Genomic DNA, 11,717 nt, shown 5'->3' on the forward strand with positions numbered 1-11,717 from the left:
TGATTATTTTCCGGTATCCCTGCCGGCAAAAAAGAAAGAAGCGGCGCCATGGAGGAACGTTCTCAAAACCTTCAGGATCTCTTCCTCAATACCGTTCGTAAGCAAAAGATTTCGCTCACGATTTTCCTGATCAACGGCGTCAAGCTGACGGGCGTTGTCACCTCCTTCGACAATTTCTGCGTGCTTCTGCGCCGCGATGGTCACTCGCAGCTGGTCTACAAGCATGCAATCTCCACCATCATGCCCGGCCAGCCGATGCAGATGTTCGAGAGCGAAGAAGGCGCAGCCTGATCAGGCTCCCTGACGGATATTCGACATAGACTGATGCGGATCGGGAACATTTCCCGTTCCCTCAGGTTAACTCCCATGGCCGCCCGCGCGGATGCGGTCGGCCGTAACATTCTTTCTGGATAAGGCCGAACCCATTTCAACACGCGACACCTCGAACGAATCGATCATTCCGGAGCAGGAAAAGCGCCGCGACGACATGCGCGCGGTCGTTCTTGTACCCGTTCTCAAGCAGCCGCGCGAAAGTCGTGACGCGGCGTCAGCCCCGGCAGCTCCCGGTCGATCCGTCGAAGCCAAGCTTGAGGAAGCGAAGGGTCTGGCGCTTGCCATCGATCTCGAGGTGACCCAGGGGCTCGTCGTTTCGGTCAACCAGCCGCGCCCCGCGACCCTGTTCGGAACGGGCAAGATCGAGGAAATCGGTCATCTTCTGGATGAGACCGATTCCGGCCTGGTGATTGTCGACCATCCGCTGACGCCGGTGCAGCAGCGCAATCTCGAAAAGCAGTGGAACGCCAAGGTCATCGACCGCACCGGCCTGATCCTTGAAATCTTCGGCCGGCGTGCTTCTACCAAGGAAGGCACGCTGCAGGTCGATCTTGCGCATCTGAACTACCAGAAGGGCCGCCTCGTCAGAAGCTGGACCCACCTTGAACGCCAGCGCGGTGGTGCGGGCTTTATGGGCGGTCCGGGTGAAACCCAGATCGAGGCCGATAGACGGTTGCTGCAGGATCGCATCGTGAAACTCGAAAAGGAGCTGGAGCAGGTGGTGCGCACCCGCCAGCTTCACCGCGCCAAGCGCCGCAAGGTGCCGCATCCGATCGTTGCGCTGGTTGGCTATACCAACGCCGGCAAATCCACGCTGTTCAACCGCATCACCGGGGCGGGTGTTCTGGCGGAAGACATGCTGTTCGCCACACTCGACCCGACCTTGCGTCGGATGAAATTGCCGCATGGCCGAACCGTCATCCTGTCGGATACGGTCGGTTTCATCTCCGACCTGCCGACACATCTTGTCGCCGCTTTCCGCGCGACGCTGGAAGAGGTGCTGGAAGCCGATCTTGTTCTGCATGTGCGTGACATGTCCGATCCTGATAATGCCGCCCAGTCGGCAGATGTGCTGCGCATTCTGGGTGATCTCGGCATCGACGAGAAGGAAGCCGAAAAGCGCATCATCGAGGTCTGGAACAAGGTCGATCGTCTGGAGCCGGAAGCGCACGATGCCATCATGCAGCGCGCCGAAGGCCGCTCGGATATACGCGCCGTTTCCGCAATCACCGGCGAGGGCGTCGATGCCCTGATGGACGAGATTTCAAAGCGTCTCTCTGGTGTGCTGACGGAAACAACCGTGGTACTTTCCGTCGAGCAATTGCCGCTGATCTCCTGGGTCTACAGCAATTCCATCGTCGATAATCGTGAAGATCATGAAGACGGATCGGTTGCGCTGGATGTGCGCCTGTCGGAAGCACAGGCCGTCGAACTCGAACGGAAGCTCGGAAAGACGACCGTCCGCGAGCGGGAAGACTGGGAGCGCTGAGCGCTTCGATGATGGTAAGTTTCCGTCATATTCGGCGTCATCTTCGGGCTTGTCCCGAGGATCTGCCACGGTATTCAAAATCGATAGGCAGCAGATGCTCGGGACAGGCCCGAGCATGACGAAGGTGAGGTTTTCGCCCTCCATAGATAATCCTCGAAGCGCTTAGCGCTCCTGCTTTTAACGCATATCCCGAGTGGTCAGGACGAAACCGTATCAAGCGATCGCTCGATCCGCTTCGCCGCTTGCCACAAATCTTCCATCCTCTCGAGGCTCGCCTCTTTCAACGTTTCGCCATTGTCGCTGAGCGAAGTCTCGATGTGATTGAAACGCCTGCGGAATTTCGTATTGGTGCCACGCAGGGCATTTTCCGGATCGGCTTTGACGTGGCGGCCGATATTGACCAGCGCAAAGATCAGATCGCCGAGTTCGTCAGAGACTTTCTCCGGCTTTCCCTCCGCCAGCGCCTCCCGCAGTTCAGCGATTTCCTCCTCGATCTTGTCGAGGATGGGAGCCGGGTCCGACCAGTCGAAACCGACACGGGCGGCCTGTTCCTGCAATTTCAAAGCCTCTGTCAGCGCCGGCTGGCTGCGCTGCACGCCGCCCAGAAACCCGGCCTTGAAATCTTCGGTGATGCCCCGACGGGCGCGGCGCTCTGCGCGCTCGCGTTTTTCCTCGGCCTTGATCTGGTCCCACTGCAGCTTGACGCTGTCAGGCGTATCGGCATCGGAGACATCGAAGACATGCGGATGGCGGCGGATCATCTTCGAGGTAACGGCATGCACCACGTCACCAAAGGCGAATTCACCCCGTTCCTCGGCAATGCGGGCATGGAAAACCACCTGCAGGAGAAGATCGCCCAGTTCATCGCAAAGATCGTCCATATCCTTGCGCTCGATGGCGTCGGCAACCTCATAGGCCTCTTCGATCGTATAGGGCTTGATGGTCTCGAAGGTCTGCACGACATCCCAGGGACAGCCGGTTTCCGGCTGACGCAGCGCTTCCATGATCTCGATCAGGCGGGAAATATCCTTCGAGGCTTCCATCGTGTCTAAACCTTCGTTTTAGTTTTACGCATTGTCCGGACGGAAAACCGCTACGCAGTTTTCCTGAAATGCTTTAATTCAGCGGAATATCGTTGTCGCTCTTTGATGATTGGTAGCTGGTGGAAAGATCGTCATAAGCAGCCTTGATGCGGGCCGTCTGCGCCTTCAGCGCGCTTTTCAGCGGATCGTCTTCGCCTTCTACGAGGTCCGCGATGAAGAAAGAATTCCAGAAGGCATTGTTGCGACGATAACCGCCCGGTTCCAGCCCGAAAACTTCCTTGAGGATTTTCAGGTCATGCGGGATCGCGAAAGCGTCGCGCGAATCCTCGTGGCTGAAGAAGGAATAGAAATTATCGAAGCCGGCCCAGGTGATGGCGGACATGCACATGGTGCAGGGTTCGTGGGTGGAGAGGAAAATCAGGTCCTTGGTATTCGGCTTTTCGCCCAGCTCGTAAAATCGCTTCAGCGTATGCACTTCGCCGTGCCAGAGCGGATTTTCCAGCTCATTATTGGTCTCGGCAACGACAAGCGACAGGTCCGATTTGCGCAGGATCGCCGCCCCAAAAACCTTGTTGCCGAGGCTGACGCCGCGGACCGTCAGGGGCAGGATTTCGTGTTCGATGACATCGAGGAGGCGGGCGGCGAGCGGCTGGCTGGTCAAGGGTCTGATCCTTCGTGCCGCTTTAAGGAAAGCGGTTTTCGCATGGAGAAATCGACAGGTGATTGTCGTTCCTTGTTCGGCGTGGATATCCGCTTTGTCAAGGGATTCCGAGGGGATTCTGAGGCCCCGCCAAGGTTCGAAAAATCATTGACGGTTTGTTTTCCTCCAAAACCGGGGTCTTCGAGAAATAAAAATCCAGGTGCCGGAAAGGCTTGAATTTCTGTTTCTTCAATCTTGCGCCGCAATGCGGGATAAATGCCCAATGCACAACGAACATGATTTTTCCGCTGCTGGCGACCGCCTTTCAACCTTCCCCGCTTTCTTCCGGGTCGAGGGCCGGCAGGTTGCGGTTTTCGGAAATGGCGATGAGGCCTTCGCGAAGGTAAGGCTACTCGCCAATACCAATGCGCATATCGTTGCCTATGCCGACCGGCCGGAAGCGGACTATGCACGCTATCTCCGCGAAAACGGCATCGATCACCGGGCTTTGGGTTTCACGCGCCGGCTGATTGACGGTGCGACGCTGGTGTTTGCCGCCACCGGCGACGAGATGCTGGATCGCGAAATCGTCTCCACCTCGCGCGCCTTGAAAATTCCCGCCAATGCCGTGGATCAGCCGGAATTTTGCGATTTCTTCACCCCGGCGCTTGTTGCCCGCGCGCCTGTCGCCATCGCTATCGGCACCGAAGGGGCAGGACCTGTTCTTGCCCAGATGATCCGCGCACGCATCGACCAGATGCTGTCGCCATCGCTCGGCAAGCTCGCACGTCTTGCGGTGCAATATCGTGATGCGGCCGAGGAAAATGTGCCGAAGGGTGCCCTGCGGCGCAATTTCTGGCGGCGTTTCTTCTCCGGCGCGGTTGCGGATGCGGTCGCGGTCGGCGATACGCCGTCCGCCCGTCAGGCGGTTGATCGTCTGCTGCAATCGCCCGAACGTAGCGAAGGCCGCGTCTGGCTGGTCGGCGCAGGCCCCGGTGCGGAGGACCTGCTGACGCTGCGCGCGCAACGCGTGTTGATGGAAGCCGACGTGATCGTTTATGACGCCCTGGTGCCGCAGGCGATTGTCGATATGGGCCGCCGCGATGCCGAAAGGCTCTCCGTCGGCAAGCGCAAGGGCTGCCACAGCAAGTCGCAAAACGATATCAATCGCTTGCTGGTGCGTCTCGGCCAGGAAGGCAAACGTGTCGTGCGCCTCAAATCCGGTGATCCGCTGGTCTATGGCCGCGCCGGTGAGGAGATGGCGGCGCTGCGCGAGGCCGGCATCGCTTATGAAATCGTGCCGGGCATCACCTCCGCCTTTGCTGCGGCTGCGGATTTCGAATTGCCGCTGACGCTGCGCGGGGTCGCTTCGTCGCTGATTTTCACCACCGGTCACGATCTGACCGGCGACGTCCTGCCGGACTGGGCGCGTCTTGCCGTTTCCGGAGCCACCATTTCCGTCTATATGGGCCGCAGCGTTGCCGCTTCGGTGGCCAAGCGGCTGATCGATGCGGGCCTTGGCGTTGAAACCACCGTTGCCGTCATCGAAAATGCCAGCCGCGCGGATCGCCGCCTGCTACATGGCACATTGAACGATCTGCCCGACCTCGAATATCGTGATGAGCTGACCGGTCCGGTCATGGTCATCATCGGTGACGCAGTGGCGGGCGCCAATTTTGACAGATCCGAGGCGCTTGCGCTTGCAGCCAAGCCAGCGGGCCTCAAACGGGAGTATGTGAATGGTTGACAAGGTTTTGACCGCCAATCGCCTGAGCGACGGCATTGCCGTCTGGCTCGACGCCAATGGCGAGTGGACCGAGAATCTGCAGGATGCAATCGTCGCTCGTCATGCGGAGGCGGTGGCCTCGTTCGAAGAAATCGGCAAGCGCGATTTTTCCGCCAACAGGGTCGTTGACGTCAATATCGTCGATGTCGTGGAAGAGAACGGCAAGCTTTGGCCCACGCGGCTTCGCGAGCGCATCCGCGCTGCCGGCCCGACCATGCACTATGCCACCGGCTACAAGCCGGCCGATGCAGCATTTATCGCAGTCTGAGGAAGAATATGTACCGTTACGACGAGTTCGATCACGCATTTGTTGAAGGCCGCGTGGCGCAGTTTCGCGATCAGGTCGAGCGCCGGTTGTCCGGCGAGCTGGCCGAGGAAGCATTCAAGCCGCTGCGCCTGATGAATGGTGTCTACCTTCAGCTGCACGCCTATATGCTGCGCGTCGCCATTCCCTACGGTACGCTGAATTCCAAGCAGATGCGGATGCTGGCCCATATCGCCCGCAAATATGACCGGGGTTATGGCCATTTCACCACCCGCCAGAACATCCAATATAATTGGCCGAAGCTTTCGGATACGCCGGATATCCTATCCGAACTGGCAAGCGTGGAAATGCACGCGCTGCAGACCTCCGGCAACTGCATTCGCAACGTGACCGCTGATCATTTCGCGGGTGCTGCCGCAGACGAAGTCGCAGATCCGCGTCCCTATGCGGAAATCCTGCGTCAATGGTCTTCCGTGCATCCCGAGTTCTCCTTCCTGCCGCGCAAGTTCAAGATCGCGGTGACGGGTGCAGAGCGCGATCGTGCCGCCATTCAGGTTCATGATATCGGCCTGCATCTGAAAAAGAACGACAAGGGCGAGATCGGTTTTGCCGTTTATGTCGGCGGCGGGCAGGGCCGCACGCCGATGATCGCCAAGAAGATTCGTGACTTCCTGCCGGAAGAGGACCTTTTGTCGTACACCACGGCCGTCATGCGCGTTTATAACCTGCACGGCCGCCGCGATAACAAATACAAGGCGCGCATCAAGATCCTCGTGCATGAGACCGGTGCGGAAGAACTGGCCCGCCAAGTTGAGGTGGAATTCGCGGAACTGAAAAACACCGAGTTGAAGCTGCCTGATGCGGATATCGCTGCCATCACCGCCTATTTCGCGCCGCCGGCGCTGACGGATCGCCCCGAAGGCTGGGAAAGTCTGGCGCGGTGGAAGCGGGCCGATGAAGGTTTTGCACGTTTTGTCGAGCAGAACGTCGCGCCGCACAAGCACCCCGATTACGGCATGGTGACGATTTCGCTGAAGCCCATCGGCGGCATTCCGGGCGACGCGACAGACGAGCAGATGGAACTCGTCGCCGATATTGCTGCCGAATATGCCTTTGATGAAATCCGTATCAGCCACGAGCAGAACATCATCCTGCCGCATGTGGCGTTGGCCGATCTCGAGCCGGTCTATCGGGCGCTGGTGGGGGCGGGTCTTGCCACCGCCAATGCCGGGCTGATCACCGATATCATTGCCTGTCCCGGGCTGGACTATTGCGCGCTCGCCAATGCGCGCTCCATTCCGGTGGCGCAGGAGATTTCCACCCGTTTCGGTTCACCGGAGCGTCAGGCGGAAATCGGTGAACTGAAGATCAAGATTTCGGGCTGCATCAATGCCTGCGGCCACCACCATGTCGGCCATATCGGCCTGCTGGGCGTGGAGAAAAAGGGTGCGGAACTCTACCAGATCACGCTTGGCGGATCGGGCGATGAAAACACCTCGATTGGTGAGATCATCGGTCGCGGCTTCGAGCCGGAAAAAGTGACCGACGCGGTGGAAACCATCGTCGATACCTATCTGGGCCTGCGCCTTTCGAAGGAAGAGAACTTCCTTGAAGTCTATCGCCGTGTTGGACCGCAGCCTTTCAAGAATGCGCTCTACGGTTCTGCCGCCGAAGCCGCCTGAGGAGATGGATATGACGAAAATCTGGACCCGCGACGGCTTTGTGGAAAACGATCCCTGGGTGATCGAAACGGAAGAAGTGAAGGCAACGGGCGAGCAAAAGCCCGTGGTGCCGTTCGCCGATTTCCTTGTCCGTGCCGCTGAAAGCAACGATATCGGCCTTGGCGTGTTTATCACGCCGGCCGACGATGTTCTCAAGCTGCAGCCATATCTCGACCGTCTCGACTTTGTCGCCATCAGCTTTCCCGCTTTCAATGACGGCCGTGGTTTCAGCCACGCGTCCTTGCTGCGCAGCCGCCTCGGTTTTACCGGCGAGGTGAGGGCGGTTGGCGATGTGCTGATCGACCAGGTGCCGCTGATGTTGCGCACCGGCTTTACCAGCTTTGCGGTGACGAACGAGACGGCGATCCGCCGCCTGTCCGAAAATCGCCTGCCGGAAATCCCGGTCTATTACCAGCCGACGGCCCGGCCGGCGGTGGGCGGTGAGGCCTATAGCTGGCGCCGGCGTGCGTCGGCGTGACACGTTGCGCGGAAATATGATTTTTTGATACATATTTCCTGAGCACATAGCAGTTGTGACATTCTCATGCCTTCAAACCTCGGTAAAAATGGTATAATTGCCGGGTTGGAGAATGTCGCTTACCGAATGAGAATGGACGGAACCTGAAATGAACGCGCCAGCCAAGACGGAAGATTTTGCGATCAAGATACCTGATGGTGTTTACGCCGAGACGGTTTTGTCGGTGGAGCACTATACGGATCACCTGTTCCGTTTCCGCATGACGCGCCCGGCCGGTTTTCGTTTCCGCTCCGGCGAGTTCGCCATGATCGGGCTGATGGTGGGTGAAAAACCTGTATACCGCGCCTATTCCATCGCCAGCCCGGCCTGGGACGAGGAACTGGAATTCTTCTCGATCAAGGTTCCGGACGGCCCGCTGACCTCGCATCTTCAGGCGATCAAGCCCGGCGATACCGTGCTGATGCGCAAGAAGCCGACGGGTACGCTGGTTCTGGATGCGCTGACACCGGGCAGGCGTCTCTACATGTTCTCGACCGGAACCGGCATCGCCCCTTTCGCGAGCCTCATCCGCGATCCCGAGACCTATGAAAAGTTCGAAGAAGTCATCCTCACCCACACCTGCCGTGACGTGGCCGAGCTGAAATACGGCTTCGATCTGGTCGAGGAAATCCGCAACCATGAATTCCTGAACGAGATCGTCGGCGATAAGCTCAAGCACTATGCGACGGTCACGCGTGAGGATTATCCCTTCAAGGGCCGTATCACCACACTGATCGAAAACGGCAAGCTGTTTGCCGATCTCGGTGTGCCGGCACTCGATCCAGCAATCGATCGCGGCATGATCTGCGGTTCCTCGGCGATGTTGAAGGACACCAAGGAACTGCTTGAAAAGGCTGGCCTTAACGAAGGCGCCAACAATAAGCCCGCCGAGTTCGTGATCGAACGCGCTTTCGTCGGCTGAATGCCTGACAGACGATGAGATTTAAGGAGGCCGTCAGGCCTCCTTTTTGTTTGCGCCTTCAATGCCGCTATTGAGAAACGCCGTCATCATCCTGTTTCGGCGCGATTTCGTTGCGATAGACAAGGAAAAGCCCGATCGCAATCGCCGCGATGCCACCGCCGACAAGATGCGACAGCGAATAACCGCCATTCGTTACCAGCCAGCCTGCAACGACATTGCTGAATGATGCGCCGATGCCCTGGACCATCATGACGCTGGCAAGGCCGACATTAAAACGGCCGGTCCCCTTCAGGATTCTTTCCACCGCGACGGGAGTGACGATGCCGAGCAGGCCTGCGCCAACGCCATCAAGAAACTGCACCGGAAAGATGACCCAGAAATCCGTAAAGGCCGAGGCGAGAAGGCCACGGATGGGCAGGGCGACGAGCGCGACGATAAATACGGTCGAAAGACCGAAACGGCGTATCAGCCATGGCGCCATGGCGGCGACGAAAATCATGGCAAATTGCGCGACACCGGTAATGATCGCGGTGGTGCGGAAAGGTGTCTGCAGTTCGATGGCGAAATCCTGCGCGATCAGCCGGCCCATCGGCGCGTTGCCGAAATGGAAGACCAGCAGAATGATGGCGAGAAAGATCAGCCCGCGCTCGTGCAGCAACACCTTGATGCCGGATGGCCCGGGCTCTCCCTTGTCTTCGGCAAGGCCACGCGCAACCTTGTGGTCTATCCGCGCAGGATCAATGGCCGTCGTGGCAACCAGAGCGCCTGCGGCGGTCAGCAGCATCAGGCCGATGATCCCGTTCATGCCGAAGAAGGTGACGACCACATAAGTCGCGAAAAGCGACGCGAAATTACCGCCGTGGTTCCAGAACTCGTTGCGCGAGATCTGATGCGAAAACAGGCGCTCGCCGACAAGGCCGAGTGTGAGGCCGGCAAGGGCCGGACCGACCACGGCGCCGACCACAGCCGTCATGATCTGGCCGGTCCAGACGATCCACGCGTCCGGAAAGATCAGCGTGATCAGCGCGCCGATGGTCACGAGAATGACGGGGATGGCGATCAGCATCCTCTTCCACGTCGTGCCATCCACCAGCGCACCGCAGAGCGGTGTGGCAAGCAGGCCGACGAGGCCGCCGACCGTGGCGATCATACCCAGCGAGAGCGAAGACCAGCCCTGCGTCGCCAGAAATGCATCCAGAAACGGCCCGAGACCGTCACGGGCATCGGCGAGGAAAAAATTCAGCGCTGCAAGGGCAAAAAGCGTGCGGTCTGAGATGCCGCCGCTACGCGGCAAACCGCCGGAAGGAAGGCCGCCATGCGGTGCAGAAACGCCGATAGTCGTCATGAAATATGCTCCGAAAAATATGCAAGAGGGAATGGGAAATTGATCGAGGCTGGCGAGAAACATCTGTGCCCGCATTTGGTTGCATTGGCACGACACAAAGATAAATCTGGGATGTTTTTGATCGTTGCAGAATAGGCTGGAGGAACGTTTAACGGTACTGGCGAGTTAGTCTTCAAGGAAAAAACGGATACTCGCCATGAAGACCAAGGCTTTTGCACTTCTATTTTCGGCCGGATTGCTCGCCGCACAGCCCGCACATGCGGATGAACGCGCATTCCTTTCCTCGCTGAAAGGCACATGGGCGGGTAAGGGAACGGTGATAACCCGGATCGGCGCGCCACCGATCAATGTGAGTTGCACGCTGAATTCCAACGCAGGGACATCGTCGCTCAACATGTCGGGCACTTGCCGCGGCCTTCTGGTGGTCAGGCGCGCGATCGCCGCCGATCTGTCGGAAAAGGGTGGACGCTATAGTGGCGCCTATACCGGCCCTTCCGGCCGGCCATCAGCGCTTTCCGGCACAAGGCAAGGTAACGCAATCAACCTGACGGTCCGATGGAACCGTGATATCAACGGCGACCGCATTGCCGCCATGACCATTGAAAAGGTTGGAACCAACGGCCTGCGGCTGCGCACCACCGACAAGGACGGCAGGACCGGCAAGACGGTGGTGACGAGCGACATCCGGCTGGTGCGCTGACGAGCCGCCTTAATGTGGCGCTCGGCCCTTCAGCTGAATTCAAGCAGCAATGGGCAATGATCCGAGACCTCAGGCTGTCTCACGACATCGAAGTGACCGACCTTCACAACCGGATTGACCAGCAGGTAATCCGCATATCTGTTTGGTTTGGTATAATGCGAGGTCCGGGTATCGGTGAAACCACGGGTCGTGACGAGTTCGACAAGATTGAGCTCATTCAACACGGCGAAGGTCTTGCTGTCAGGCAGAACGTTGAAATCGCCGCAGACGATGACCCGGTCACCATCCTCTGCAATGTTCTTGACGAGTTGCACAAGGCGTTTTGCCTGCTCCAACCGGGCAGGCATATCATGTTTGCCGTCGAGGTCGCGCAGCCCATGCATATGGGCAATGACGACAGGTTGAGCGGTCGTGAAATCGAAAACCCTGATGGCATGGCCCGTGCGTGATCGCGGATGATCGCCATATCCATCAGCCGAGAAGACGCCGTGCACGAAACCCTGTGCCTGCGCAATGATGGCGATGGATTTGCGAACGAAGGTGGCGAGCCCCCACTGGGAAGGGTATCGCGTCTCGCCGTGCCAGAGGTCACCCTGCGCCGCGGGGCAGAATATCGCCACATGGTCCGGCAAGGCCTCGGCGACCTCGCGAAAGAAGTTCGCCCGCTGCGGTAGTTCGATGCCGTGATCGCGATAGCTCAGCCAGTCCTGTGTGGCGGCAGGCGTGTGCACCACCTCCTGCAGGCATAAAATATCGGGGTCGGATAAGGCAATATAGGGAACGAGTTCGTCATGAAGCTTTCCGCCCCAACCATTCAGGCAAATCAGACGCATACCTGCTCCATCCCCTTAACTGCGTTGCCCTGTTTAGCATGGAACGTGGGCGGATCAATCGTGTGCGGATGGCGACTGCATGGTCGCAAAGCTGACCGCAATAAAAAGGCCCGGATCGCTCCG

General features: G+C 58.6%; 12 protein-coding genes. 8 read left to right on the forward strand and 4 right to left on the reverse strand.

The genetic code is table 11. The annotated features are described in order from the left end of the window. Nucleotides 1-48 precede the first annotated feature (48 nt). The gene (gene hfq, locus CFBP5499_RS06345; RefSeq protein WP_080825157.1) at nt 49-291 is read left to right on the forward strand and encodes an RNA chaperone Hfq; all 243 of its coding nucleotides are present in this window, start codon (nt 49-51) and stop codon (nt 289-291) included. A 91-nt stretch (nt 292-382) separates the two neighbouring features. After that, nucleotides 383-1,822 carry a GTPase HflX gene (gene hflX, locus CFBP5499_RS06350; RefSeq protein ID WP_175416636.1) on the forward strand — a complete coding sequence of 480 codons (1,440 nt, stop codon included), beginning with the start codon at nt 383-385 and terminating at the stop codon, nt 1,820-1,822. A 197-nt stretch (nt 1,823-2,019) separates the two neighbouring features. On the opposite strand, the gene mazG is transcribed toward hflX, so the two are convergent. Then, entirely contained in the window at nt 2,020-2,865 is an 846-nt protein-coding gene (mazG, locus tag CFBP5499_RS06355) for a nucleoside triphosphate pyrophosphohydrolase (protein WP_080825156.1), read from the reverse strand. 73 nt (nt 2,866-2,938) lie between these two features. Then, complete coding sequence (locus tag CFBP5499_RS06360; RefSeq protein ID WP_080825155.1) at nt 2,939-3,526, reverse strand: deaminase; 588 nt, start codon at nt 3,524-3,526, stop codon at nt 2,939-2,941. Between the two features lie 262 nt (nt 3,527-3,788). On the opposite strand from CFBP5499_RS06360, the gene cysG reads away from it, so the two are divergent. The 5 genes from cysG to CFBP5499_RS06390 all read left to right on the forward strand — a co-directional run bounded on the left by cysG (nt 3,789) and on the right by CFBP5499_RS06390 (nt 8,716). Next, nucleotides 3,789-5,252, forward strand: coding sequence for a siroheme synthase CysG (gene cysG, locus CFBP5499_RS06370; RefSeq protein ID WP_080825154.1), 1,464 nt, complete (start codon nt 3,789-3,791; stop codon nt 5,250-5,252). Further along, nucleotides 5,245-5,559, forward strand: coding sequence for a DUF2849 domain-containing protein (locus CFBP5499_RS06375; RefSeq protein ID WP_080825153.1), 315 nt, complete (start codon nt 5,245-5,247; stop codon nt 5,557-5,559). The genes cysG and CFBP5499_RS06375 overlap by 8 nt, the downstream gene beginning before the upstream one ends. 8 nt (nt 5,560-5,567) lie before the next feature. Then, the gene (locus CFBP5499_RS06380; RefSeq protein ID WP_137066257.1) at nt 5,568-7,238 is read left to right on the forward strand and encodes a nitrite/sulfite reductase; all 1,671 of its coding nucleotides are present in this window, start codon (nt 5,568-5,570) and stop codon (nt 7,236-7,238) included. A gap of 10 nt (nt 7,239-7,248) precedes the next feature. Beyond that, on the forward strand, nt 7,249-7,755 hold the full coding sequence (locus tag CFBP5499_RS06385) for a DUF934 domain-containing protein (protein WP_080827345.1): 507 nt from the start codon (nt 7,249-7,251) through the stop codon (nt 7,753-7,755). A gap of 148 nt (nt 7,756-7,903) precedes the next feature. Beyond that, on the forward strand, nt 7,904-8,716 hold the full coding sequence (locus CFBP5499_RS06390) for a ferredoxin--NADP reductase (protein ID WP_080825152.1): 813 nt from the start codon (nt 7,904-7,906) through the stop codon (nt 8,714-8,716). Between the two features lie 67 nt (nt 8,717-8,783). Here the strand turns inward: CFBP5499_RS06390 and CFBP5499_RS06395 are convergent, their stop codons facing one another. Then, complete coding sequence (locus CFBP5499_RS06395; RefSeq protein ID WP_175416637.1) at nt 8,784-10,124, reverse strand: MFS transporter; 1,341 nt, start codon at nt 10,122-10,124, stop codon at nt 8,784-8,786. Nucleotides 10,125-10,257: 133 nt separating this feature from the next. On the opposite strand from CFBP5499_RS06395, the gene CFBP5499_RS06400 reads away from it, so the two are divergent. Then, complete coding sequence (locus tag CFBP5499_RS06400; RefSeq protein ID WP_080825151.1) at nt 10,258-10,761, forward strand: hypothetical protein; 504 nt, start codon at nt 10,258-10,260, stop codon at nt 10,759-10,761. Between the two features lie 29 nt (nt 10,762-10,790). On the opposite strand, the gene CFBP5499_RS06405 is transcribed toward CFBP5499_RS06400, so the two are convergent. Continuing rightward, nucleotides 10,791-11,594 carry an endonuclease/exonuclease/phosphatase family protein gene (locus tag CFBP5499_RS06405; protein WP_080825150.1) on the reverse strand — a complete coding sequence of 268 codons (804 nt, stop codon included), beginning with the start codon at nt 11,592-11,594 and terminating at the stop codon, nt 10,791-10,793. Nucleotides 11,595-11,717: the final 123 nt, after the last annotated feature.

Source organism: Agrobacterium tumefaciens, from assembly GCF_005221325.1.
Lineage (GTDB): Bacteria > Pseudomonadota > Alphaproteobacteria > Rhizobiales > Rhizobiaceae > Agrobacterium.

Bases quoted from the DNA above. Each gene is read 5' to 3' on its own strand.
- hfq (WP_080825157.1), top strand. From the start codon at position 49: ATGGAGGAACGTTCTCAAAACCTTCAGGATCTCTTCCTCAATACCGTT.
- hflX (WP_175416636.1), top strand. From the start codon at position 383: ATGCGGTCGGCCGTAACATTCTTTCTGGATAAGGCCGAACCCATTTCA.
- mazG (WP_080825156.1), bottom strand. From the start codon at position 2,865: ATGGAAGCCTCGAAGGATATTTCCCGCCTGATCGAGATCATGGAAGCG.
- cysG (WP_080825154.1), top strand. From the start codon at position 3,789: ATGCACAACGAACATGATTTTTCCGCTGCTGGCGACCGCCTTTCAACC.
- CFBP5499_RS06375 (WP_080825153.1), top strand. From the start codon at position 5,245: ATGGTTGACAAGGTTTTGACCGCCAATCGCCTGAGCGACGGCATTGCC.
- CFBP5499_RS06380 (WP_137066257.1), top strand. From the start codon at position 5,568: ATGTACCGTTACGACGAGTTCGATCACGCATTTGTTGAAGGCCGCGTG.
- CFBP5499_RS06385 (WP_080827345.1), top strand. From the start codon at position 7,249: ATGACGAAAATCTGGACCCGCGACGGCTTTGTGGAAAACGATCCCTGG.
- CFBP5499_RS06390 (WP_080825152.1), top strand. From the start codon at position 7,904: ATGAACGCGCCAGCCAAGACGGAAGATTTTGCGATCAAGATACCTGAT.
- CFBP5499_RS06395 (WP_175416637.1), bottom strand. From the start codon at position 10,124: ATGTTTCTCGCCAGCCTCGATCAATTTCCCATTCCCTCTTGCATATTT.
- CFBP5499_RS06400 (WP_080825151.1), top strand. From the start codon at position 10,258: ATGAAGACCAAGGCTTTTGCACTTCTATTTTCGGCCGGATTGCTCGCC.
- CFBP5499_RS06405 (WP_080825150.1), bottom strand. From the start codon at position 11,594: ATGCGTCTGATTTGCCTGAATGGTTGGGGCGGAAAGCTTCATGACGAA.